We start from the raw sequence: 25,225 nt of genomic DNA, 5'->3' as shown, positions 1-25,225 counted from the left end.
AGTTTTATGGTGTTAGCACTCTAATTGATTGAGTGCTAACACCTTTATTTTAATGATAATTATACGATGTGTCAACACTGTTTATGATTTTTTAAGAAAATAGTTATTCCGTGTAATAGTTAATGAGATATATTCTTCCGAATTGTTTTATTACTTTGAAATAAATGGATTATCAGTCGCACCCGGTGCCGCACTTCCCTTGGGCACAATTTGAATTCGGATGCCTTCCATTCGGTAGGATAGTCCCTCGGTTCCGGCACTGCTCCCATTCTTTGCCCAGCCCATCCATCCGATATTCATAACATGGACTTGGTAGTAAATATCAAATAAATCTGCATCTCCGCCGGTGAGTTCGATCTGGATGGCTTCCAGCCGCAGGGACTGTCCGGTGGTACCGCTTATGATTCCATCAGCTACATAATCCTGCCAGCCGATATCCTGAATATGGGTTTTATATTTTACGCCAAGGTCATAGTTCGGAGCGGTCGCATTGATTTCTATGGCTTCCAGTCGCAGGGATTTCCCAGTGGTCCCGCTGAGTGTTCCATTAGCCACGAAACCCTGCCAGCCGATATTTTGAACATGGGTTCGATAACTGATTGATGTCGCCGGGGTTTCTTTAATGACATAATTAACAATGGACTTCTTTAGGATTTTGCTGTTTTCATCAACAACTTCAACGGACAGGGTGTAGATCCCCGGGGTTAGCGGTGTAAAGCTGGCGGTACTGGCGCTACTATAATCCTGGATGGTGGTTTGTGTACCGTTTAGCTCATAGTAAAAACCATAGGTGTAGTTACCGGTCCCGCCGCTGGCGGCGGCACTCAGGGTAATGGGAGTTCCAATGGTTTGGCCGGTTGGTTTATCCGCTGTAAAACTATCAATGGTTAGGGGAGCACTGGGGGTAACCTTAGCCAGAGCTGCATCCAGCTGGATCATCCCATAGCCGTAGTAGTCATCCCTTCCGGGAGTTCCGAAATCAAGGGCAGTTTCTTTTAAAATAGTTTCCACTTCGGCACTGCTCAGAGCTGGATCAGCCGCCATTAAAACAGCACAGGCTCCGGCAGTGATGGGGCTTGAAAATGAGGTTCCAGACGCCAACTGATAAGCACCATCATGATTGGTGGTGTAAATTTGATGCCCCGGTGCGCATAAATCCACCATGCTGTTATACTGGGAAAAATAAGCAATTTCATTGGTATCGCTGGTTGCTCCGACTGAAATCACATTATTATAGGAAGCCGGTACCGCCAACTCCCCGCGATACTCTGGATTACTGCCTTCATTTCCCGAAGCTGCCACCAAAACCTTACCGGCACTGGCGGCATTTGCTACAGCAGTTCGCAGGGCAGAGGAAACCATGTATCCCCCAAAGCTCATATTGATTACTTTCACATCTGAACGACCTGCTGCATCATATAAGGCTGCACAGATGTAGCCCACATCCAGATTCGGATCATTATCAGTAAGTCCCCCCACCCGATATGGGGCAATTTTAATGTTGGCAGTTCCGGTAATGCCGGCCATACCGATGCCGTTATTAGTGATGGCGGCGATGCATCCGCTGACCTCGGTGCCGTGACCGGATAGGTCTATTACATTAGTTGTTCCTTCTACAAAATCGTAACCATTAACGATGTTTTCTTTGAGATCTGGATGTTCGGTGTTTAGACCTGTATCGATAACAGCCACTACCAGGGTTTCTGAATTATTCACCTGATTCCAAGTTGCATCGGCACCGATTCGCTCAAACTGCCATTCAGCTGACAGTAAGGGGTCATTTGGAAGTACGGATGTCTGGATATAGCTGTTTTTTTCGGCCACCAGCACATTGGGGTTTTCTGATAATTCAGTTACCAGGGCATCCGAATCAACGGTGTCGGCGACTTCAATAATGTCCACCCGATTATTTAGGGTTTCGCCACCCTTGACCTCCTGGGTTGTTAGGGCAAGATCCCCCACACTGGCTTGATCCTCATAAATAACGATGATTTCATCATCAATGTTTGAACTTTCGCTGAGATTCGCTACTTCATCCAAGCTTTGGATTGTTATGGACTGGCTTTGGGCTATTACTCCAAAGGGACATGAACCGACAATTAAAACCATAGCCAGTAGGAGAACAATTAGTCTTTTAAATTCCAATGATATACCTCTTTCTTATTTGTGTATTCTTTATTATTAGATATCTACCGCTTTAAGTCAAGTAGAATACAAATTATTTATTGTGTAAATTACATAGCCAATATTATTCCCCATGGCAATCGATAAAACACAATACTTATAACCAAAACTAAGGGTATTTCGGTTAAAATGCCAGCCCAACAATCCTCAATAAAACAAAAATAATTGAGAAACTTTTAAAATAGCATTGACATAGGAATTAAGGTAATGTATTATCTATTAAGGTAATACATTACCTTAATAGCGTATTTGGAGGTAGTTCTTGGAAATTATGGATTCTATGATCGACGATAAATTTATTTTTGGCAGTGTGTTAATTGTTTCAAACCAGATGGATACCCTGCTTGGGCGAGAATTGCAAGAACATGATTTAACTACAAAGCAATGGCTGTTGATTATAGTTATCGAAAATTCTTTCGACCATGATCCCTCAATCAAAGAAGTGGCTAAAGCCATGGGCAGCTCTCATCAAAATGTCAAACAGGTTGCTTTGAAGCTTGAGAAAAAGGGTTTTCTTCTGCTCGAAAAAGATAAAAATGATGCTCGTGTCTTGCGCATAAAATTAACGGATCGAATTAATGTCTTTGCAAAAGAAAGTCAATTAAAAGCTGAAAACTTTACCCGAAAATTATTTAAAAACATTTCTAAAGAAGAAATGACAGCGACACGATCTCTTCTGGAAAAAATGTTATTCAATTTAGCTGAAATGGAAAAAGAAATTAATTAGGAGGTGTTTCAAATGAAGAAAGTAATGATTATTATTCTGAGTATTGTTGGGGTGCTAGTATTGTTGGTTGGTGGTGGTCTTATATACATTACCAGCGGGTTAGAAACAGGAGAAAATTTAGCGATTAACGCTGTGGATCTCAGTAAAATTGAGGACGGTACCTACTCTGGCAGTTATGAAGCCGGACGTTGGACGAACACTGTGGAGGTCACGGTCAGTGATCAAAAGATAGCTCAGATTCATGTTGTAAAAACTGTTAGCTTTGAAAATCAGGAAGCAACCAATGAAATTATTAACAGCGTTATCGAAAAACAGAATACCACCGTTGACACCATCAGTGGTGCAACGGTAACAAGCAAGGCCTATTTAAAATCAATAGAAAACGCGTTAACAAATTAGAAATATCAGGAGGATTTAAATTTATGAAAACAATGATATTATTTGGCAGCACTTATGGTTACACAAAAGAATGTGCAATAAAGCTTGCCAATGAATTAGAGGGCGAAGTTTGTCTGGTGAACATCGGTAAAGGCACCATCCCGGCATTAGACAGCTATGACACCATTCTAATCGGCGGATCTATTTATATGGGGCAAATCCAGAAAAAAATAAAAGAGTATTGTATTTCAAATGAAGCAGCATTGAAAAATAAAAACTTGGGATTCTTTATTTCTTGCGGAACCCCAGATAATTTTGATGATAACATTATAAATGCTTTTCCCGAACCGTTATTAAAAAGTGCGCTTTCAATCGAAAATTTTGGCGGCGAGTTACGAACAGATAAAATGAAACTTTCGCATAAATTAATCACCAATCTTATGAAAAAAGCCACCGCCAAAGAAAATAATCCACAGACAAAACCACTGCCTCAAAACATTGAAAAAATGGTGCAAACCATACAAAGCAAATGTCATTAATCATAAAATCCCTGGTTTTTCAATTTAAGAAACCGGTGATTTTTAAGGTGATTCATAATGTATGATAAAAAAGAATAATGTCTTCATATGTTCCGTCTTTCAGCAAAAATCCTTTGGGAATCATGCCGAGTCTAATAAAACCAAGCTTTTCATATAAATGAATGGCACTGAAATTGATTCGGACAACGGCGTTGAATTGCAGCAGTTGAAAACCGATTTTCCTGGCCTGTTCTAAACAATGGGAAACTAATTTCTCACCGATATGCAAACCCCGGGCGCTGGATATAACTGCAAAACTTGCATTGGCAATGTGACCGCAGCGTCCGATGTTATTAGGATGCAGAATATAAAGCCCCAGGACCTCATCCTTTACAACCGCAACGCCGGTGAAGCTTTGTGATGCAAAAAAAGCTTTGGCAGTGGAAGCTGTTAACCCCTCAATCTGGGGGAAAGCAATTCCTTCACTAACCACTTCATTCCAAATATGCGTCATCGTTTCGATATCCGAATCCGCATAGCCGCGTATTGTAATTTCCATTTGCTGTACCTCTTTTACTTATTCTAACAGGGTAATGGAGATGATTTTATCGGGGTGGGTTGGATCACCAATTCTTTGGCTCCCCTACTCTAGTGCAAGGATTTTTTTATTGTCATAATATTTTTTTGGTTCTCGTAGCGGTATACAGCCACATCCATGGTCTTTTTAACCATCAAAACACCCAGCCCGCCGATTTCCCGGTCTTCAGCGGTTAATGTAATGTCAGGATCAGGGTTCTCAAGGGGGTTATAGGGTTTTCCCTGGTCAATAAATAGAATTTCGGCCAATGGCGGTTCACCGTCAATATTAAATTTGATAATTACATCGCCGGTATCCGGTGCATAAGCATAATGGACAATGTTCACATAGAGTTCCTCTACAGCCAGGTCAATCTGAAATTGTGTTTTGGGGCTGGCTCCTGCAGCTTCAAGTTCGGTACCGATAAATTCAAGTACTTCGGACAGTTTATCCTCTGACGCATTAACGGTTAAGCTCTTCATTTAACTGATCTCCTTTACTGTTGGTCAATAAATCCACAGAGATGCCCATCACATCAATCATTTTTAAGGAATGGAATCCAAGTCGCTCATAAAAAAGCCGGTTGTCTTTTATATTGCTGTTTTCGAGATAAATTGGAAAGTCGTTGAATTTTGCAATGGCATATTCCATCAGTGAACGACCGGCACCTTTCATCACAGAGGCGATTATAAACAGATAATGATGCTCCAGCTTATAGTGATACCCCTCGGTGATCAGTCCTTCATTATTAAGCTTGATCATGCTTCTAATCTGGGTCGTCATTAAGAATTTAAATATATCCCTAAAGCTTTGGGTTGCGAGTACGGTGCGCATACCGACAAATGGTGTTCCCTTGAGATTCCAAATTGAGACACCGACGATTTGATCATCAGCTACCGCAGTATAAATTTCGCCGTTCTTATTATAGTAGTCAAGCATGAGCTTAAGATACAGCCGCAGCTCTTTCTCGTTATTAAATATTACCTGATACAAAGGATCATTCTTTAAGGCTTTGGTTAAAACATCCGTAGTGGATGCAAGGCTTATTTTGTCTAGCTTTCGATCACTTATCGTTATCATGATAACCTCAAAAATGATTCTTTATTTATTTCGAGCAATGTAATGCCATCCCTAGTCCAAATTTCTCTTCCCCCAAAGGATGATAGGAGTTTGAGTCCTTTGGGGGTTATGGCATATCCAAATATCTTTTCGATGTTATAACCAAGCTCGTTTTTTTGCTGCAAAAAATCTCTGATGGCATCAAGTATCAAAGTTGAAATCCCTTGATTGCGAAAGGGTTCGTCGATTACGAAATCAAACAGCAGGATATGGTTTCCCTCCCATTTTGACAGAGATTTAATGTCACGTTCACATAGATTATCATCAATATACTCCTGCTCAAATATGGCGCGTTGGTAGACGACGTGATTTACGTTGAAGAAGCATATAAAACCCATCAGTGTGTTATCCGAATAAGCGGCAATAATGCTATCCTTAAATTTCAGAAAGCGTTTCAATGCCATACCCTCATTGGTCAGAATGTTCTTTCCAAAAACCTTGAGATCCAATTCAAGAATGGAATTGAATGCATCTACCGACAGCGATCGTCCATACATAATTTCAATATTCATTCTCGCACTCCTACAAACTTAAATCCAAGCATGGTAATGTCGTCAAATTGGGGCTCAGAGAGAGCGAATTTATCGACATCGTCTAAAACACTTGCACACAGCGATTTGATATCGTGTTCTGCTTTTGAGCTGATCAGATTAATCAATCGATCCATACCGTAAAATTGGCCGGTCGTATTGTTAGCCTCAGGAATTCCGTCGGTATAAAGATAAATAATGTCGCCCTTTTCAATGGTTGATTCATTCATTTTGTATACAGCGGTTTCAAGACCGGCACATACAAATCCCTTTTTACCTTTAAGCATTTCAACCGAACCATCTTTTTTCCAGATAATTGCGGGATCATGCCCGGCATCGCACCATTGAAACACACCGGTTTTAACATTAATAACCGCAATAAATAGGGTCACAAACATTCCCTGTTCGTTGTTTTTACATAAATTGATGTTGGCTTCAGTCATTACTTCATCCACCGGCAGTCGCCGTAGAACAAGGTCTTTTACAGTTGCTTTGGTCATTGCCATAAAAAGAGCCGCCGGAACGCCTTTGCCGGAAACATCGCCGATGGCGATGCAGAAGGTGTCGTCATCCACAAAGAAGAAGTCGTAAAAGTCACCGCCCACATCTTTTGCCGCACGCATGGATGCATAAAGGGTAAATTCATCTCTTTCCGGGAAATCAAAATTCCGGGGCAGCATGCCTTCCTGGATGAGCTTTGCAATACGCAGCTCGGTTTCGATACGCTCTCTCTCAGAGGTGACGCTTGTGAGCTCTTTAATATACCGGCTGATGTCGCTTGTCATTTTGTTAAATGCTTCGGCTAACATTTCAATTTCATCACCGGTTTTTACGTCGATATGAAGTGCCACAATCTCGCCGATGTTATCGTCCATATTGATATTTACAAAATCTGTGGCATTATCAACAATCACTTGAAGAGGATTGATGATCGATTTATTTAGAAAAACCAGATAAACAGTGATGAATGTTCCGAAAATCAGCAATGAAATTCCAGATACTAGTAAAATGTAAGCTCTTAGGGTATCGTCAATGACTTTCATGGACATATCCGCTCCTACTACCAGTAAAGGATTTCCCCCATCATCTCGGATCACTTCAAAGGCGGTAATCAGGTAACCAAAGTCACTGCCTCTTGTGATATATATTTTAGGTTTGTCGGGATTGGTAAAAAGGGCATTTGCCGATTCGATATCCTCAATGGGATAATAATCGGTGCCTAAAACATCACCCAGCACAAAATTTCCGGCTTCTCCGGGTTTAGTGCCCTGGGCAAAAACATTGAGTCCCTCTTCAGTTGGGACATAGGCATATAGATATTCAAGATTGTTTTGTTCCTGGATAATCTGAAACTGCTTGATGAGGAGATCGTAATCCGCATCGGTTTCCATTGTTTCATAATACTGGTTCACCTTCTCCACAGGCACAAGGTCTGCGGCGGTGTGTACAAGGGAAGTGATGTTTTCCTCATAACGGTCAAACATGGAATCCCGGTAACTAAAATAGGAGATAAGAATAATGATCATGCAAAGTACCAATGCCAGAATCATACTTGCGGTTGTAAATTTGGTTCTCAGACTTATTTTTCGAATGCTTTTTTGTCTGTTCATAAATGCCACCTTTTCTAGAGAATAATGAGAAGATTATTGTAAACGAGGGTCCGGTTGTAAGCAAAGGCTTTTGCTTTTTTCCGGACAATGGAAACACCGAGATAATCCAGATCTTCGTCGGGTTTTTCCGAAGCTTCAAATGGATTATAGCTGGTACTGTCATCCCGGAGCCGAATGTAGATATCTCCATCAAACAGAACGATTTTTATATTAATATAGTGGGCTTTGCCGTCATTGAATCCGAAATTTATAATATTCGCCGCAAGTTCTTCAATGGTCAGATTAATAAAATAGACGTTTCGGGTGTCAATATTCATCCTTTCGCAAAACGCTTCGACCTCCTCAACGCAGCGTTCCAGTTCTTTGATATCGGAAGAAAGAGTTGTTTCATAGAGTGAATCCTTAAGGATAACCGGTTCCTTAAAAAGTAAAAGATTACGATAGCCTCCTTTTTTCTTTAAAACCATGGCAGTAATCAATACAAACACCATGGTTAGGCTTTCAGCTGCAACTATGGCCAGTGCTGTTCCTGAAACCCCGAAAACAGGAATGAACCATAAACTAAACGCGATCACCAGCACAAAACCCCGTAAAAAATAAATAAACCCGGCAAAAAAGCTCCATTCTATGGTCTGATAAAAGTGTGCCATGATGCAGTTGAAACAGGAAGGCATCACCGCAATGGCAAAAATTCGAATGGTCTGGACCATAAGCGGTAGATCCTCGGTTACCCCAAACAGAGAAGCTATGGGTGCTGCAAAGAGCAGCAAAATCAGTGTACAGAGAGTACCGAGAACGACGGAGGTTTTCAGCGATAATCGCATGGTGCTGTATACGCTTTCGGTATCTTTTTCTCCTGAAAAAGTCGCTACAAGAGGTGACAGTGCCAGTGAAATGCCATCAAATAAGGCGTAGGCAAAAAGTGATACATTAAAAAGAATATTATAGGCAGCGAGACCGGCTGCACCGATTTTTGCACTTAAAACGCTGTTGATGACAATAAGGGTAATGCTGAGATAGACATATGAGGATGCGATGCCGAATCCTCCCCGAAAAAGCCGGTAGGCGGCTCTGGGACTAAATGAAGATGGTTTTAGTTTTAGATGATTGTTTTTCTTAAAAAAGTGCAGCGCGTACACCATTATTGCGGAAAGTTGTCCGATTATCATGGCAAGTGCCGCACCGAATATTCCCATATTCAATCCGAAGATAAAGACGAGATCAAGGACCAGATTGATCACAACCGATGCACTGATGCCAAGTGTGGACAAAAACGGATCAGCGTCACTGCGAATCAGCAGTGACAGCACCGGTGCCAAAATAAATACTGGTGCGGTAAGCATAATCGGACCCAAATAATCAGAGGCGGCATCAAGACCTGACCCTCCGGTGAGATTTATTATCTCAGGGAGAAATAGTGTCCCCAACGCTGCAATAAATACACCGGTAACCACAGAGAATACCATTGCCTGAGTGAAATAGGTACCGGCGCCGTTTTTATCTTCTGCGCCAATGGATTCCGATACTTTCAGGGAACCACCCATACCAAAAGCGAAACCAAATAGATTGAAAATCATATATACCGGCATGGACACTGCCAATACCGACAGTCCTGATTCTCCAAAGGCGTTGCCTAGGATAACCGCATCCACAAAGGTCCCCATAACGATCCCTGCAGAAGAAAGAATGCTATTGATTACAAATACCCGAAACGCCTTATTCACAAAATGCTGATTGTTCATACTGTCATTGCCTTTCTCTTGGTATATCAAAAAACGAATCGATTTCAATATGTCAAAGCCCACATAAAACAAGTTTTTTTGCCGAGAAATGTACTCCCCGGAAATTTATGATAAAATGATTAAACGAAAACATAATTGCCTAATTAGAAATGAATTATGCCGAGTATTATATCATATAAATTGACTTTTTTGTCGGATATTTATTGAGATTGTTCCAAATATTTTAACTTCTGCGTTGTGATCAGCGGTATTTTCAGAGGAGTAAAGTTGTAAAAATGAGAATAACATAGGATGTGTAATTTATTATAACAATAATATTTAATATTTATTGAATTTATAACAAAAAGATGTTACTCTATGTCGAGTGGGTTTCACTCAAATAGAAATATGAAAGGACATTAATAGAAAATGTCAAACCAATCAAACATTGCTAATCCGGGTCCCCTTGGTCTTTTAGGATTTAGCATGACAACCCTTTTACTGAATTTGCATAATGCTGGCTTTATTCCACTTTCAATTGTTATTGTTGCAATGGGATTTGCACTTGGCGGTGCTGCTCAGATTATCGCAGGCGTTATGGAGTTTAAGAAAAACAATACTTTCGGCGCAACTGCATTCACGGCCTATGGATTCTTTTGGTGGTCATTAATCATAATCTGGATTAATCCATTTACTGGAATTGAAGCTGCAGATCCGATTAGCATGGGATTTTATCTGGGACTATGGTGTTTATTTAGCTTATTTATGTTCATTGGAACGCTAAAGCATAACCGTGCAACTCAAGTGGTTTTCGGTTCACTAACGCTTTTATTCCTGCTTCTTTCTTTGGCAAACTTTACAGGTTCAGAGTCTATTCATACAATTGCCGGATATACTGGAATCGTATGTGGTCTTTCTGCTTTTTACAATGCAGTAGCACAGATTATCAATCAGGAATTTGGTAAAACGATCATGCCATTATAATTATCGATTATTATTTTCACATTACATTGGTAAGATTTAGGGTTATTGCAAAAGGAAGTTCTATTGCAATAACCCTTTCTTTATATTTAGATAAGAGGAATGATATAATTGTAATATACCATTGGGTTGGATAAAAAAACTAGGTTGTTGAAAGGGTGGATTAATGAAAATAAAAGCATACACGTTAAATGCATTTGCAAAAACCATTGACGGCGGAAATCCTGCAGGAGTGGTACTGAATGCTGATTCTTTGTCGGAAAATAATATGAAAAAGATTGCCGGAATTCTTGGCTTTAGTGAGACGGCATTTTTGATGCGGTCGGACTGCGCAGACTTTAAGGTCAGATTTTTTACTCCTACTGAAGAGGTCGATCTTTGCGGTCATGCCACCATAGGAGCCTTTTACACCCTCTTAAGCCAGAATGTTATTAAGCCGGGAAACTATTCTCAGGAAACCAAAGCTGGAGTTTTAAACGTCAAGGTAAACGACAACTTATCAATTATGATGACCCAAAAGACGCCGATCTTTTATGAAATTATTGGTAAAGAAGAAATTGCGGATTCCTTGAATCTACATTCTGATCAGATGCTGGCGGATCTCCCGGTGCAAATTGTATCGACAGGCCTTCGGGATATAATGGTGCCCATAAAAAACATGAAAATACTCAATGGCATCAATCCGGATTTCGAAAAAGTTAAAGCCATCAGTAGAAAATATAAGACCATCGGCTATCACCTGTTTACACTGGAATCAATTAATGGATCGGACGCCTGCTGCAGAAACTTTGCGCCTCTTTATGGAATCCCTGAAGAGTCGGCAACGGGTACATCTAATGGTGCCCTTGGCTGTTATCTGTTTAAATATGGCAAGCTTAAAGCCCAAACCCCATATCCTTTGGTTTTTGAGCAGGGCTATGCAATGAAAAAGCCCTCAGAAATCATGGTGTCCATCATTTCTCAGGGGCAAGAAGTTGTTGAAGTCAGAGTCGGCGGAATAGCATTGAATTTATCCGAAATCGAAATTGATCTAAGATGAAAAATACTGACCATACGGACCGGTATTCTGGGAAAACCAGCCGTAATTCGAGTTCCTATTTAACGTTTTTTAGTGTTTCACCGGCAAGGCGGTAGCCAGTCCACTCAGCCATTGCTTTCGCCCCAAGGGATTCATAGAAATCGATGCTGGGCTGATTCCAGTCAAGACAGGACCACTCCAGCCGGCCACAACCCTGCTCAACCGCAATCCGGGCCAACTCTCTAATCAGCGCCTTCCCATAGCCACGCCCACGGTATTCCGAAGACACAAATAAGTCTTCAAGGTAGATACCGGCTTTACCCAAAAATGTTGAAAAATTATAAAAGAAAAGAGCAAAACCCACCTCTTTGCCATCAGCCACTGCAAAGATCACTTCAGCCTTTTTTTCTTCAAAAATCCAATGTTTCAGGAGTTTTTCGGTGGCAACCAGTTCATTTTCCAAATTTTCGTATTTTGCTAATGCACTAATAAAATGCAGAATTATTGAAATATCCTTTTCTTCTGCAAATCTAAACTCAAGATTATTATTTTTATTCATTTAATTTCCTCTCTAAACAATACATGGAATAAACATTTTTGTCTGTTACTATAATCGCCATAAGCAATACCAAATTTTTTGAGCATAGCTTTTATTCTTTGCCAAAGAATCCTCACATCAAAAACTCCAGGATTAATGGGATTTTCCCCACGATTCCAAATATTTTTCCAATTCAATGGAATCCTCTACTGCTAAACTCACCTCACCTGCCATTGTCTCCAGATGATGTAGGAATTCATGTTTTAATACTTTTCTAAGTTCGTTCTTGTAATTCTTTAATGAATAGTTGCCATAAGAACGGATAACAGAACCATAATATACTGCAATAAAATTTCCCAGTTGACTATCGCTATGGTATTCCCCCAGAATATATAAATCATTGTCTTTGCTTTTAGGATGAAGTTTCATTTCTTCTCTTAAAACGATGCCGCCACTTAATTCATTATACAATTCTTGAGGCATTTCTTCAGCTATTTCGTTTAATATTACTTCAGTTTCATCGATAGTAAACATAGTGTCCTCCATAAAATTTCACTGTACTATTATAACTGAATTATATCGCATTATGGATACCAATGCATCTTTTTTAATGAATACCACCGCAGAAATCATTTTGAATTGTTTTGATGTTTTATTAAAATAAGTTAAAATAGAGTAATATGGCTGAATAAATATTTGAAAAAAGGAGAGTAAAATGAAATATCTGGTTATAGGAGCAGGCGGTACAGGTGGATGTATTGGGGCTTATATGGCAAAAGCAGGAAAAGATGTGACTTTAATTGCGAGGGGCGATCATTTGGCAGCCATTCAGAAAAGCGGACTGCAAGTAGAAACAAGCTGGCAGGGTACTTACACGGTTTTCCCCATCAAGGCCTGTGACACAGAGCATTATAATGAACACCCGGATGTGATTTTTGTCTGTGTCAAAGGGTATTCCCTGGACGCCATCGTTCCGTTTATTAAACAGGTTGCCCATAAAAATACGGTGGTGATTCCTATTTTAAACATTTACGGAACCGGTGGAAAAATTCAGATAATGCTTCCTGAACTGCTGGTTACTGATGGTTGTATTTATATTTCCGCCAATATTACTGGTCCGGGACGCATTCATATGCACGGTGAAATTTTCAGGATCTTTTTCGGCGTCCGTGATCCAAAACAATACCGACCGGTTCTGAAACAAATTGAAACGGATTTAAATGACTGCCATATTCTGGGGGTTTTATCATCGGATATCAGAAAAGATGCCTTGCAGAAATTTTCCTACATCTCGGCTATGGCCGCCTGCGGTTTGTTTTACCATACCGAGGCGGCATCGGTTCAAAAACCCGGGGAAATCAGAGATGTCTTTATTAAGCTGGTCCGTGAGATAGAGGATCTGGCGGTGGCCATGGACATTCATTTTGACGTTGATCTTGTCCAGTTTAATTTGGATATTTTAGATACCCTTGCCCCTACTGCATCAACATCCGTACAGCGGGATATTAATATGGGGAAAAACTCGGAAATCGACGGCCTTGTCTTCGAAGTCCTTCGCATGGGAGAACAATACAAGGTTCCCATGCCTATGTATCAAAAGATTTCAGAAAAGCTAAAGGAAGTTCTTTAACCTTTTATAATATTTTTGATAGACCTTTGTGGCAGGAAGACGGTTTTATAATTTCATAAATTTCTTAATTAAAAATCGGGTTGGTTTATAGTAAAGGCCTTCCATATTTTTTGTGACATTGGTCAGTTCATCCCTAATTTTAATGTTTTGAGGGCAGTGGCTTTCGCATTTTCCGCATTTTGAACAGAGGGATGCGTTGCTCGTTTGACTCTTTATGCTGGTTTGCATGATGTACTTGCCAATAGCAGCTGTTTTACCTTCGATTTCCCGATCATTGTAACAGGAAAAGCAGGTCGGAATATCCACACCCATTGGACATGGCATGCAGTAATTGCATCCGGTACAGGGAACTTTAATCTTTTCACTTAATATTTGTGTCACTTTATTAAATAATTCAAAATCAGCATCGGTAAATGCATTAGCCTCCGCCTGCGAAGCCACTTTAATATTTTCCTCCACCATGGCTTGGGAATTCATTCCAGACAATACCACCGTCACTTCCAGATGGTTCCAAATCCAGCGAAACGCCCACTCAGCGGGAGATCGCTTCACATAGGCGTTATCCCAGATCTTATAGACTTCTTTGGGAAGATTTGTAACCAGTTTTCCGCCGCGTAGGGGTTCCATAATCATAACAGCCAGGCCTTTGGCCGCGGCATACTTCAGACCTTCTTTTCCGGCCTGGTTGTTTTCGTCAAGAAAATTATACTGGATCATACAAAATTCCCAATCATAGGCATCCACCAGCTTTTTAAATTCATCCCTGCCGCCATGGTATGAAAATCCAATATTGATAATCTGACCGGTTTGCTTTTTTGCTTCGATCCATTTCAAAATGCCGATGGTCACAAGTCGCGTCCAGATCGTAACATCGGTCAGCATATGCAGGAAATAATAATCGATATGGTCTGTTTGAAGCCGTTCTAATTCAGCACTGAAAATTTTGTCAAGGTCTTCATATTTTTTCACTAAATACGGTGGAAGCTTTGTTGCGATTTTCACCCGGTCCCGATAACCTTTTGCAAGCACCCGGCCCAATATCGCTTCGCTTTTTGGATAAATATATGCGGTGTCAAAATAGTTAACACCATTCTCAATGGCAAAAATGATCTGTTTTTCGACCTCTTTTTCATCTTTTGAAAATCGCATGCAGCCAAACCCCAGGGCGGAAAGTTTATCACCATTTTTAGGATTAATTCGATAATTCATTTTATAGGACTCCTTTTTCAGTTGCTTTATTTTTCTTTTATAGAAGTTAACTCGATTATGAAAATAGATGAGATGCATTCAAAAAGATTGTATTTACAATAGAACATCCAATCAAAATTGACTGATTAGTCATTCATATTTAAAAAATTATTTTTTAATACTATCCCAGAGAAAATTAAAAGAGGTTTCTAAAAATTCGTCATCCACTGCCAGCTCTGGATTTGCAATAAAGTAATAGGTGCTTGAATTCAATATACCGATAAGCACAGTACTGATGTAATCTAGATTGACATTTTTTATAATTTCTTTCTCCATACCCTCTGCGATCAACTCCAGGATACTATTGAACTTGCTTAAACCTTCTTTGCGTGTGACTTCACCGATACAGGAAGAGTTGCAAAACTGCTGAAAAAATAAAAATTCATCGGTATTTTCAAGACTCCATCCAATATAATTAATATAAATGCGTTTCAATTTGCTTCGATATGTCTTTTCCTGGTCAAGCCCAGCGGCTAATCGTCTGGTTAAAGAATCCTTGCAATTCAAATAAAGGACATTGATCAGTTCTTCCTTGCTCTTAAAATAGTTAAAAAGTGTTCCGGTTGCGACTCCTGCCTCTTTTGTAATGCGAGCCGTCGGAGTATTGTCGAAGCCATACATATTGAAAAGCTTTAAAGCTGCTTCTAATATTTTTTCTTTTTTATCCACCATTAACCTCCTAATCATTCTGTGAGTAATTATAATTTAGAATGACTAAATAGTCAATATTAGTTTTGGATGATAAACACTTTGAATTCCTCAAAAGTTCCGTCATTCAAAAAATCAACCACTTCTATTTGTGTAAACATAGAAGTGGTTGATTTTATATTTTTTTAAAATACATGAGTGGTGAATGATCCTACTTATCTTTATGCTTCATTCCAATTGAAAAGGCCTGTCCCAGTTGTTCCCCTATTGTGTAATAGCCCTTATCGGATGCACTGAATACAAAAGGTGATACTCTCTCCAAAGATGGAACGCCCTTTTCGTTGAGGACATCGAGATCAGCCTTGACATCGATGATTTCACCGATGAATTGGGTGTGGATCCCAAGTTCAACCGTCTGTACCAGTCGGCATTCTAAAATCAAAGGAAATTCTTCAACATAGGGGGCATCGACCAATTCACTTTTAACCGGGGTTAAACCCGTTACTTCAAACTTATCCGCATTTTTGCCGCCGGCAATGCCGACATAATCAGCTTCAACCGCGTGCTTGCTGGAAGGAATGCTAATCGTGAAGGCCTTTCGTTTTAGTATATTATCATAGGTAGCCCGTGGTTTTTGCAGAGATATTGTGACACATGGCGGAACTGAACAGCAAATTCCGCCCCAGGCTGCGGTCATTATATTCGGCTGATCGTCTTCTCCATAAGTTCCCACAACCCAAACTGGACTGGGCATTGCAAATGTTTTAGGTCCAATTGATTTTTTCATTGCTTTTTCCTCCTTGTTAATTGAAATCTATTATATTAGTATTATACAAATCCTCTTATTTGTCAATAAATCAGTCCTCCTAAACAATATAGGGAATAAACATTTTCGTCTGTTTCATATAATCCCCATAATCCGTGCCAAATTCTTTGATCATATCTTTTTCTTCTTTTTTTGCCAGGCGTACATACATAAAAACCATCACCGGATATAAAATAAGCAGCGGCAAGGTTGCCCATTCCACCATCATTCCAAAAGATAATAATAAAAGCCCGGTATATTGGGGATGGCGAATGTATTTGTAAATCCCTCTTTCAACCAAGGCTCCTGTTCCCGTTTCCTTAGACCAATACTTTTTGTAAATATTATACCATCCATTCATAATCAGGAACATCCCCAGGGCACCACAGGCAATGTTGATATACATCCCGCCAAAACCAATGGTATCAACCAGGGTATGCCCCCACAGAATTCCTTCCGGGAGATTTTTTCCGACAATCCAGGAGATGACATACATACTAAAGGGAATCCCATGCATCTCAATGGCAAAAGCGATAACAAAGGCCAGGTAAGTCCCGGCGGGTTTTTTGTCCATTTTCTTGTAAAACGGCAGAAATAAAAGCACGACCCCATAAAGCACAATAAAAAATAATACCCCAAACCAATTGTGAAAATGTCCTTGTAATGTTTCCAATTTAATTACCTCCAAATTTAATGGGTTCACATATAAAAAGCTTTATGCCGTACCCTTGCTATTACTATAACAAGTCATTCATACAGGAGGCTGTTTATAATCTTAAATCCATCTTAACTTTTTGGCAAACTCAATATAAACTCGCAACCGGAGTCTTTATCTGATGAAAGGGTGATGGAACCATCATGGGCAATCATAATTTTCTTCACGATGGCTAAACCCAAACCCGTTCCTCCGGATTCCGAGTGTCTCGCGGGGTCTCCCTTCACAAAGGGAAGAAAGATGGTTTCACTGAGATCTGGTGAAATCCCGACCCCGTTATCCTTGAAACGGATCTCAACGGATTCGGATTTTTCAATTAACTCAAGAGTGATATGGGTGCCGCTTTTGTTATGCGATAAAGCATTATCCACTAAATTTTCAAGAACACGATTCATTTGTTTTTTATCAAGACTGACAACTATTTCTCGGTCCGGGATATGAAATTCAGAGGAAAACCCGGCTTCATCAAAACTTGAAACCGATTCGCTCATGCGCTCCCGAAGGTATTCGCTAAGATCAACCGATTCTTTGTTGAGAATATACTCGGATGTTTCCATTTTTGATAAATCAAAAAGATCGGTCATTAAACGGTTGGCCCGGGTGCTGCTGTCATAAATAATCTTTAAGTAAGCTTGTCGTTGATCCTCCGATAAGTCCGGTTTCATTAAACAAAGTTCGGCATAACCCATAATACTGGCAAGGGGATTTTTAAGGTCATGCGAAATATCCAGTATCAGTTTTTTGCGGTTTTCTTCACTTTGTTTTCTCAGGTCGATTTCCTTTTCGATTTCATCTGCCATTTCGTTGAAAATTCTTTCCAATTCCCCAAATTCATTGTCCAGGTTAAGATCAACCCGGGATGCATAGTCACCGTCTTTTAAGCGACTTGCACTGGTGTACAGCTTCTTCAGAGGGTTAATGATGCTGAGTGAAGTAAGTTTGGAATAAATAACCGTACTGATTCCCAGCAGGATGAGATAGAATAAAACGATGGCAACAATGACCCCGGCCACCTCCTGGGTATCCACTGATGAATAGTCCTTATTATGGACAATCGCAAAATCAATTCGAATGGATGTTGGGAAGGTCACCACCAGCCAAAAATTATTTCTGGGATTGTAGGCAATGCTGTAACTGAAAGGTACTTCGGTCGCATGGCTATTGGTTAAAAAAGACGTAAATGTTTCCGGGGTTAAGTTGATTGGCAATGTGTTAATCCCCTGGGAAAAAACAACCTCATAATCTGAATTAATTACTTGAACCCCGCCGCTATTAGCCAAAACCTCGGAGGTATCGATATTATTAAAATCATCTTTCATGATGGTTTCGGCGGTAACATGGTACTTAATGAGATTTTTGGAGATGATATCGCTGGCAAAACTCAACAGCATGATGGCAAAAATGCCAATAATGGTGGAGATCAGAAACATCAGCACATAGTCAGCCGCAAATCGATTTTGAATTTTATGTTTCATGGTTAATTATCTCTTGGAATATGAAATTTATAACCAATACCCCGAATGGTTTTAATATATTCGGGATTTCTGGGATCCTTTTCCAACTTACTTCGAAGTCGGCTGACATGAACCATAATGGTGTTGTCATCAAAATAAAGATCATCATCCCAAACTTGGCGGTACAGCTGTTTTTTTGTAAAAACCTTCTCCGGATTTCTCATGAGAAATTGCAGTAATAAAAACTCTTTGGCACTGAGTTCTGCTAAAACGCCGTCTTGATAAACACAGCAGGCATCTTCATCAAGACACAAACTTCCGTAGTCCAATCGAGACTTTTTTGCGGTTTTAGTTTCCGGGTATTCATAATTTCGTCTGAGGTGAGCCCCTACCCTGGCAATGAGTTCGGTCATACTGACGGGTTTCACTAAGTAGTCATCCCCACCTAAACCCAGACCAAGCACCTTATCCATGTCATCGCCACGGGCAGTGAGAAATATAACCGGCATCTGGCTGGTTTCCCTGATTTTTCGCAGCAAATTGAATCCATCCAATCGAGGCATCATAACATCGAAAATGCCTAAATCAATGGTGTTGTTCTTTATTTCCTCTAGGGCTTCGATGCCATCTTTTGCCAAAAAAACGGTATAACCGGCTTCCTCGAGGTGCAGTCTTAAAAGGTTGCGAATGTCTTTTTCATCTTCGGCTACCAATACATTCATAACAGTCCCCCTTACTTCAGATTAGTGTGGTTTTATTTATATTAAAATCTAGTTGACGCCATACAGGAAAATCATCTATAATCGAATGCATTTCACCTTATAGTAGCATTTATTCCTGAATACAACAATGACTTTACTTTCAATTCGGCAGTGTCTTATGCTTAAAACAAAGCAAATGTGGTATATTTTATAATAAATTATAATAGAACTCAGCTAACAAACATAAGATTTTATAAACAAAATATATTTTTATGAGATCTTTTTAGGAGGACTGCTGTGAAAAGACGTTTTCATTTTAATCTGAGAGAATTAGCTGGATCCATGGGTGATTTTGGAACACTCTTTCCACTTGTTGTTGGATATATTGCCATCTGCGGAATGGATCCGGTGGGTTTGCTGATAACAATCGGCATCGCGAACATCGCAACGGGCATCATCTATAGACTTCCGATGCCCATAGAACCGATGAAGGTAATCGCTATTACGGCCATCGCTCAAAGGTGGGAACCTTCGCTTATTTATGCCACCGGTATTGCCACAGGTATGGTATGGCTTGTGTTGTCCTTATCAGGGATTATGGATAAGCTTGCTTCCGTCGTGCCTAAATCAGTGGTGAGAGGCATTCAGACAGGGCTTGGTCTGCTGCTTGCGTTTGAGGCTTTAAAGATGATGGGTGTAAATTGGATACTGGGCGCAGCTGCTTTTGTAATTATTATTTTGCTGAAAGATAACAAATATTTTCCGGCGGCATTGGTGTTGATCTTGGGAGGAATCGGTATTATGGTTATCCAGGGAGACATGGCTGACATAGCTTATCGGGGGTTGAGTTTACCCCAGTTTCAAACCGTGACACTGAATGAAATGTGGGAAGGTATGGTTTTAGCCGGGTTCGCTCAAATCCCTCTTACCGCTACTAATGCTGTTATTGCAACGGCCGCGTTACTAAAGACCTATTGGCCTGACAGTCATGTGACGGAGAAACAGCTTTCTGCAAATATGGGGATTATGAATCTGGTGTTACCTTTTATGGGGGGAATGCCTCTTTGTCATGGAGCCGGTGGTTTAGTCGGGCAGTATACTTTTGGTGCCAGGACCGGGGGAACCAATATAATAGAAGGATCTATCGAAATAAGCCTAGGAATATTTCTTGGATCTTCTATCGCTTTGTTATTCGGAAGATTTCCGATGGCTATTATAGGTGCAATGATGTTTTTTGTAGGGTACCAGATGATTTTTAGCGGGTATAAGACATTTAAAGAAGAGATAACAATCACGGATGCGATATCGCTTGTGGCAACTGCCATAGCTGCTGTTTTAATTAACATGGCCGTGGGATTTCTGGTTGGGTTGGCATTCTATTATTTTATGAAGAAAATGAAATGGGGACAGTCTTCGTTACATTGACCCATGCATTGACGCATGAGTTATAAACACACCTGCATTATTCAAATGTGTTATACTTAAATAAGTAAATAACCTAAGATTTTAAGGTGATAAAATGACCAGTAAACCAGAAATAAAACTATCGGTTCGAAACCTTGTTGAATTCATTTTGCGTTCCGGGGATATCGATTCCCAATTCATGAGTAATTCAAGTGCATTGGAAGGCACCCGGATACATCAGAAAATTCAAAAAGAGAATAAAGACAAGGGCTACGCCCCGGAAGTGTCCTTAAAATACAGTGTCGATTATCAGGGCTTTAACTTTCGGATTGAAGGCCGTGCAGATGGCATTATCACTAAGGATGAATTAATTATTGTTGATGAAATAAAATCCACCAACAGACCACTGGAAATCATTGATGAAAATTACAATGAAACCCATTGGGCCCAGGCAAAATGCTATGCTTTTATTTATGCGGTCCAAAATAATATTCTAGAGATTGATGTCCAACTGACCTACTACCAATTGGAAACGGATGTTATAAAAAAATTCATCAAGCATTTCCGGCAAGATGAATTAAAGGATTTTTTTTATAATCTCTTGGATCAATATTTTATTTGGGCAAGTTTCACCAGGGATTGGGTTGTAAAACGGGATTTATCCATCAAAGCCCTGGATTTTCCCTTTGAGACATACCGAAGCGGCCAGCGGCAGTTGGCGATTGCGACATACAAAACCATTGTTGAACATAAAAAAATATTTATTCAGGCCCCAACAGGCATTGGGAAAACAATGTCCACTCTGTTTCCGGCCATCAAAGCAATAGCCGAAGGTCATACTTCCAAACTTTTTTATCTCACCGCCAAAACCATTGTCCGGGAAGTAGCCGAGGAAGCCTTTTCCAAAATGAAAGATAAGGGTCTTGAATTAAAAGCAGTTACCCTGACAGCCAAGGATAAAATATGCTTTCAAGAGGAAAGACTTTGCGATCCGGATCACTGCAAATTTGCCAAAGGTCACTTTGACCGGGTCAATGATGCCCTTCTTGATGCCTTAAACCATGAAAATTATTTTACCCGGCCGATCATTGAAAGCTATGCCTGCAAGCATCAAATCTGTCCCTTTGAATTTTCCCTGGATTTAACCCTGTGGTCGGATTGTGTGATTTGCGACTACAACTACGTTTTTGATCCAAGGGTTTATCTTAAACGTTTTTTTTCGGATAATACCGGTGATTATACTTTTTTGATTGATGAAGCTCACAATCTGGTTGATCGGTCCAGGTCCATGTTTTCAGCCGAACTCTATAAAAAACCCATCCTTGAGCTGAAAAAATTATTTAAAGACAAGGATCCAGGAATCAATAAGAGTCTGAATAAATTAAATACATATATGATATCCCTGCGCAAATTAGCGGATACTGATCAGCACTATACTCAGAAGAGTGAACCAAAGGAAAGCTACCCCTTACTCTTAGCTTTCATCGGTGAATCAGAAGAATGGCTGGTCAAAAATGAAGGCAGCGAACTCCATGAGAAGTTGCTTGAACTGTACTTCAACGCATTGACCTTTATGCGAACAGCCGAGTTCTACGATGAACGCTACATCACTTATGTGGAAAACAGCAACGGTGATACAAAACTAAAATTATTCTGTCTGGATCCTTCACACCTTCTAAGTGAAGCCATTAAGCGGGGCAAGGCCGCTATCTTTTTTTCGGCAACACTGTCCCCCCTTGACTATTTTTCAGAAATTCTGGGCGGCGGAACTGACAGTTATAAAATCAGTCTGCCTTCCCCCTTTGATACCAACAATAGACAGCTTCTGATTGCCGACAACATCTCAACCAAATACCGGCATCGGGAAAAAACCTATTTAGCCATTGCTAAATGCATTAATTCCGTTATTAAGCAAAAACAGGGCAACTATATAGTTTATTTTCCGTCCTATAAATATATGAACGACGTTTATGAAGTGTTTACCGAACGCTATCCGGCAGTTTATACTATTACTCAATCCACAAATATGAATGAGGATGATCGGGAAATTTTCTTAAATTTATTTCGGTATCGTAACAGTGATGGTGTTTTAGGCTTTTGTGTTCTGGGCGGCATTTTTTCTGAAGGCGTGGACTTGAAACATGAAGGTCTAATCGGTTCGATTATTATCGGCGTCGGGTTGCCTATGATTTGTTTTGAACGGGATATTATCAGAGACTATTTTAATGAAAAAAACCATTGTGGGTACGAGTATTCCTATTTGTATCCCGGAATGAATAAGGTTTTACAGGCTGCCGGAAGGGTTATTCGAACTGAAACCGATAAGGGTGTTATTCTCGTTATTGATGAACGGTTCAGTGAACATAGCTATCTTAAACTGTTTCCCAGGGAATGGTTTCCCAATACCAGAGTCAGAAATTTAAGCGAACTGGAAAAAGGGTTAAAAGATTTTTGGGAAAATAGTTAATAGATTAATGATAGTGTATCCAATTCCCGATGACCCTGGCAAACGGGATAATTCTGTGAACACAAATATGTCACATCGCTTTTTTATGATCCTGTACTTTATTTAAAAAGATCATGATCTATGAAATAAATCACGGTCTTCAATCAAACTGGGGGCCTTGCAATTGCAAGGCCCCCAGTTTGATTGATTATTTCTGCTACCTGTATCTTAAATTGTTTTTATAGCTCGGCTATTGTTTTACCAAAGGCAACGGCTAATTCCGCTTGTTCAGCATCGGGATTCCATGAATTTTTCAATCCCTCATTGACCACATCAAAGCCTGCGGCTGACAATAATTCATTTAAAACCTTTGTTGACTCACCGCTCCAGCCATAACATCCAAAGGCTGCCGCTTTCTTGTTCTTGAATTTCAGTTCTTTCATGAGATGAACAAAGCCAGCGATTGAATGAAGGATGCTGCCCCCGATGGTGGGGGAACCAATAAGGACCATCTTTGATTTAAAGACCTCGGTGATTAAGTCATTTTCATCACTTTTGGGAAGATTGAACAGCTTGACTTCAACATCCGGGTCGGCAAGAGAGATGCCTTCAGCTATTTTCTCAGCTAGTTTTTTTGTGCCATTCCACATGGTATCATAAATAATGGTAATTTGGTTTTCCTGATAATCTCCGGCCCACTGGGCATACTTCGTAACGATCTGCATAGGATTATCCTGCCAGATGACTCCATGGCTTGTAGCGATAATATCAATGGTCAGTCCAAAGGCAATAATCTCATCCAGCTTTTTTCGCAGGATGGCACTAAAGGGTGTCAAAATATTTGCATAATATTTGATAGCTTCTTGATACAAATCGCATTGATCAACCAAATTATTGAATAATTTTTCGGTTGCATAATGCTGACCGAAGGCATCATTGCTGAATAAAATATTGTCACCGGTTAAGTAAGTTGCCATACTGTCCGGCCAATGAAGCATACGCATTTCAACAAATATTAATTCTTTGCCATTACCGATATCTATCTTATCCCCTGTTTTAACCACATGGAAATTCCAATCCTGGTGATATTGACCCTTTAATGATTTCACTGCATTTGCTGTGCAGTAAATCGGAACATTTGGGATTCTTTCCATTAATGCTGGAAGTGAACCGCTATGGTCCACTTCGCCGTGATTGGCCACAATAAAATCGATTTCATCCAAATTGATCTCTTTGGATAAATTTTCCACGAAGTCTTTGGCAAATGGCATCCAAACCGTATCAATTAAAACATTTTTTTCTTCCCGGATCAAATAGGAATTATAGGTGGAACCATGATTGGTTGAAAATTCATTCCCATGAAACTGCTGGAGCTCCCAGTCAACTTTTCCAACCCAGCTGACGTTATTTTTAATTATTTTATTCATTTAATTTTCCCTTCATAAAAAGTTTAGTTTATAATGTCAATTATTTAACTGGAGCAGGTGCCTTCACAACAATCAACTCCAAGGTTTCGTCATCCAGATTATTGACATTCATTTTTGTTTTAAACGGAATTTTCAGTACAGTAGCCGCTTCATATTGATGTGCTTCATGGTCATCCAATCTAATGGATAACTGTCCTCTTAAAACAGTCATATAAACCACGGAATTTGAGTAATGTTCGGGCAAACCTTCCCCTTTGTTAAAAATCATATGAAGATAATGCAGGTTTTCATCCTGAATTACTTTTTCAACAATTTTTTCATTTCCAAACTTAAGTTTAAAATTTTGCTCAATCATTTTTTTATCGCTCCTTTTATTTTATGGTACTATGCATATTAAACTCAATAAATGACTTAAAACTGAGTATATTAATTATTATACCCGGTTTATGATATGCAAACCAAATTTTTCAGCAGCTTTATTGTCAATGCTGCTAAGGCAAGCTTATTTTGTCTATGCTTCATAGGCTGTTAATATAAGCAACGATCCTTTTTAATTATTTTATCAAAGTACAAAACAATCTGGTTGGTTAGATCTATTGGATATAGTACAATGAACATAAATTAATCACTATGATTGGAGGTATGAGCATGAGTGAAAAACTATGCCAAAGTTGTGGTAAACCCATGGGTGAAACGAACAAACTGTATGGTAGTGAAAAAAACGGCGAGAAAAGCAGGGACTTTTGTGCTGTCTGCTATAAAAATGGTGAATTCACAACAGAAATATCATTAGAAAGAATGATTGAAGTCAGTGTTCCCTACCTGATTAAAGAAAAACCAGGAATG

At 39.8% G+C, this 25,225-nt stretch carries 26 protein-coding genes; 9 read left to right on the top strand and 17 right to left on the bottom strand.

Annotation, left to right across the window (positions count from 1 at the left end; all coding sequences use genetic code 11):
• Window positions 1-150: 150 nt before the first annotated feature.
• The gene (locus AKG39_RS14585; RefSeq protein ID WP_050741141.1) at window positions 151-2,145 is read right to left on the bottom strand and encodes a S8 family serine peptidase; all 1,995 of its coding nucleotides are present in this window, start codon (window positions 2,143-2,145) and stop codon (window positions 151-153) included.
• A gap of 310 nt (window positions 2,146-2,455) precedes the next feature.
• Here AKG39_RS14585 and AKG39_RS14580 point away from each other — a divergent pair, with 310 nt between their 5' ends.
• The 3 genes from AKG39_RS14580 to AKG39_RS14570 are packed head-to-tail and all read left to right on the top strand — an operon-like array spanning window position 2,456 to window position 3,828.
• The gene (locus tag AKG39_RS14580) at window positions 2,456-2,911 is read left to right on the top strand and encodes a MarR family winged helix-turn-helix transcriptional regulator (protein WP_050741206.1); all 456 of its coding nucleotides are present in this window, start codon (window positions 2,456-2,458) and stop codon (window positions 2,909-2,911) included.
• Window positions 2,912-2,923: 12 nt separating this feature from the next.
• A complete protein-coding gene (locus tag AKG39_RS14575) occupies window positions 2,924-3,310 on the top strand; it encodes an FMN-binding protein (protein WP_050741140.1) in 387 nt (128 codons plus the stop codon).
• Between the two features lie 23 nt (window positions 3,311-3,333).
• Window positions 3,334-3,828 (top strand): flavodoxin domain-containing protein, encoded by a 495-nt coding sequence (locus AKG39_RS14570; RefSeq protein ID WP_050741139.1) that lies wholly within the window; start codon window positions 3,334-3,336, stop codon window positions 3,826-3,828.
• 52 nt (window positions 3,829-3,880) lie between these two features.
• Here the strand turns inward: AKG39_RS14570 and AKG39_RS14565 are convergent, their stop codons facing one another.
• The 6 genes from AKG39_RS14565 to AKG39_RS14540 all read right to left on the bottom strand — a co-directional run bounded on the left by AKG39_RS14565 (window position 3,881) and on the right by AKG39_RS14540 (window position 9,385).
• Window positions 3,881-4,366: a GNAT family N-acetyltransferase gene (locus tag AKG39_RS14565; RefSeq protein ID WP_050741138.1), complete on the bottom strand. Its 486-nt coding sequence runs from the start codon at window positions 4,364-4,366 to the stop codon at window positions 3,881-3,883.
• Window positions 4,367-4,455: 89 nt separating this feature from the next.
• The gene (locus tag AKG39_RS14560; RefSeq protein ID WP_050741137.1) at window positions 4,456-4,866 is read right to left on the bottom strand and encodes an ATP-binding protein; all 411 of its coding nucleotides are present in this window, start codon (window positions 4,864-4,866) and stop codon (window positions 4,456-4,458) included.
• Window positions 4,847-5,464, bottom strand: coding sequence for a GNAT family N-acetyltransferase (locus AKG39_RS14555; RefSeq protein WP_050741136.1), 618 nt, complete (start codon window positions 5,462-5,464; stop codon window positions 4,847-4,849). The genes AKG39_RS14560 and AKG39_RS14555 overlap by 20 nt, the downstream gene beginning before the upstream one ends.
• Entirely contained in the window at window positions 5,461-6,015 is a 555-nt protein-coding gene (locus AKG39_RS14550; protein ID WP_050741135.1) for a GNAT family N-acetyltransferase, read from the bottom strand. Before AKG39_RS14550 ends, AKG39_RS14555 begins: the two co-directional genes overlap by 4 nt.
• Window positions 6,012-7,643, bottom strand: a complete 1,632-nt coding sequence (locus AKG39_RS14545) for a PP2C family protein-serine/threonine phosphatase (protein ID WP_050741134.1) — start codon at window positions 7,641-7,643, stop codon at window positions 6,012-6,014. The genes AKG39_RS14550 and AKG39_RS14545 overlap by 4 nt, the downstream gene beginning before the upstream one ends.
• Before the next feature lie 14 nt (window positions 7,644-7,657).
• The gene (locus AKG39_RS14540; protein WP_050741133.1) at window positions 7,658-9,385 is read right to left on the bottom strand and encodes an MATE family efflux transporter; all 1,728 of its coding nucleotides are present in this window, start codon (window positions 9,383-9,385) and stop codon (window positions 7,658-7,660) included.
• A gap of 408 nt (window positions 9,386-9,793) precedes the next feature.
• Here AKG39_RS14540 and AKG39_RS14535 point away from each other — a divergent pair, with 408 nt between their 5' ends.
• A complete protein-coding gene (locus tag AKG39_RS14535) occupies window positions 9,794-10,348 on the top strand; it encodes an acetate uptake transporter (RefSeq protein ID WP_050741132.1) in 555 nt (184 codons plus the stop codon).
• Between the two features lie 163 nt (window positions 10,349-10,511).
• Window positions 10,512-11,384, top strand: a complete 873-nt coding sequence (locus AKG39_RS14530) for a PhzF family phenazine biosynthesis protein (RefSeq protein ID WP_050741131.1) — start codon at window positions 10,512-10,514, stop codon at window positions 11,382-11,384.
• Between the two features lie 55 nt (window positions 11,385-11,439).
• On the opposite strand, the gene AKG39_RS14525 is transcribed toward AKG39_RS14530, so the two are convergent.
• Complete coding sequence (locus tag AKG39_RS14525) at window positions 11,440-11,922, bottom strand: GNAT family N-acetyltransferase (protein ID WP_050741130.1); 483 nt, start codon at window positions 11,920-11,922, stop codon at window positions 11,440-11,442.
• A gap of 132 nt (window positions 11,923-12,054) precedes the next feature.
• Window positions 12,055-12,435: a metallopeptidase family protein gene (locus tag AKG39_RS14520; protein WP_050741129.1), complete on the bottom strand. Its 381-nt coding sequence runs from the start codon at window positions 12,433-12,435 to the stop codon at window positions 12,055-12,057.
• Between the two features lie 181 nt (window positions 12,436-12,616).
• Here AKG39_RS14520 and AKG39_RS14515 point away from each other — a divergent pair, with 181 nt between their 5' ends.
• On the top strand, window positions 12,617-13,531 hold the full coding sequence (locus AKG39_RS14515; RefSeq protein ID WP_050741128.1) for a ketopantoate reductase family protein: 915 nt from the start codon (window positions 12,617-12,619) through the stop codon (window positions 13,529-13,531).
• A gap of 45 nt (window positions 13,532-13,576) precedes the next feature.
• Here AKG39_RS14515 and AKG39_RS14510 read toward each other — a convergent pair whose 3' ends face one another.
• The 6 genes from AKG39_RS14510 to AKG39_RS14485 form a co-directional block, all read right to left on the bottom strand.
• A complete protein-coding gene (locus AKG39_RS14510) occupies window positions 13,577-14,740 on the bottom strand; it encodes an aldo/keto reductase (RefSeq protein WP_050741127.1) in 1,164 nt (387 codons plus the stop codon).
• A gap of 147 nt (window positions 14,741-14,887) precedes the next feature.
• Window positions 14,888-15,448, bottom strand: coding sequence for a TetR/AcrR family transcriptional regulator (locus AKG39_RS14505; RefSeq protein ID WP_160316201.1), 561 nt, complete (start codon window positions 15,446-15,448; stop codon window positions 14,888-14,890).
• A gap of 190 nt (window positions 15,449-15,638) precedes the next feature.
• Complete coding sequence (locus AKG39_RS14500; RefSeq protein ID WP_050741125.1) at window positions 15,639-16,214, bottom strand: flavin reductase family protein; 576 nt, start codon at window positions 16,212-16,214, stop codon at window positions 15,639-15,641.
• Between the two features lie 79 nt (window positions 16,215-16,293).
• Window positions 16,294-16,905, bottom strand: a complete 612-nt coding sequence (locus tag AKG39_RS14495; protein WP_050741124.1) for a methyltransferase family protein — start codon at window positions 16,903-16,905, stop codon at window positions 16,294-16,296.
• A gap of 113 nt (window positions 16,906-17,018) precedes the next feature.
• Window positions 17,019-18,422, bottom strand: a complete 1,404-nt coding sequence (locus AKG39_RS14490) for a HAMP domain-containing sensor histidine kinase (protein WP_050741123.1) — start codon at window positions 18,420-18,422, stop codon at window positions 17,019-17,021.
• A 2-nt stretch (window positions 18,423-18,424) separates the two neighbouring features.
• A complete protein-coding gene (locus AKG39_RS14485) occupies window positions 18,425-19,123 on the bottom strand; it encodes a response regulator transcription factor (protein ID WP_050741122.1) in 699 nt (232 codons plus the stop codon).
• Between the two features lie 276 nt (window positions 19,124-19,399).
• Here AKG39_RS14485 and AKG39_RS14480 point away from each other — a divergent pair, with 276 nt between their 5' ends.
• Complete coding sequence (locus tag AKG39_RS14480; RefSeq protein WP_050741121.1) at window positions 19,400-20,527, top strand: putative sulfate/molybdate transporter; 1,128 nt, start codon at window positions 19,400-19,402, stop codon at window positions 20,525-20,527.
• 94 nt (window positions 20,528-20,621) lie between these two features.
• Window positions 20,622-22,973 (top strand): ATP-dependent DNA helicase, encoded by a 2,352-nt coding sequence (locus tag AKG39_RS14475; protein ID WP_050741120.1) that lies wholly within the window; start codon window positions 20,622-20,624, stop codon window positions 22,971-22,973.
• Between the two features lie 218 nt (window positions 22,974-23,191).
• Here the strand turns inward: AKG39_RS14475 and AKG39_RS14470 are convergent, their stop codons facing one another.
• Complete coding sequence (locus tag AKG39_RS14470; protein ID WP_050741119.1) at window positions 23,192-24,379, bottom strand: anaerobic nitric oxide reductase flavorubredoxin; 1,188 nt, start codon at window positions 24,377-24,379, stop codon at window positions 23,192-23,194.
• Between the two features lie 40 nt (window positions 24,380-24,419).
• Window positions 24,420-24,734: a cupin domain-containing protein gene (locus AKG39_RS14465; RefSeq protein ID WP_050741118.1), complete on the bottom strand. Its 315-nt coding sequence runs from the start codon at window positions 24,732-24,734 to the stop codon at window positions 24,420-24,422.
• A gap of 293 nt (window positions 24,735-25,027) precedes the next feature.
• Here AKG39_RS14465 and AKG39_RS14460 point away from each other — a divergent pair.
• Window positions 25,028-25,225 (top strand): zinc ribbon domain-containing protein (locus AKG39_RS14460; protein ID WP_050741117.1); only part of this gene is annotated, 198 nt, incomplete at its 3' end.

The organism is Acetobacterium bakii (genome assembly GCF_001263355.1).
GTDB lineage: Bacteria > Bacillota > Clostridia > Eubacteriales > Eubacteriaceae > Acetobacterium > Acetobacterium bakii.
This window is presented reverse-complemented; position numbering and strand designations above follow the sequence as displayed.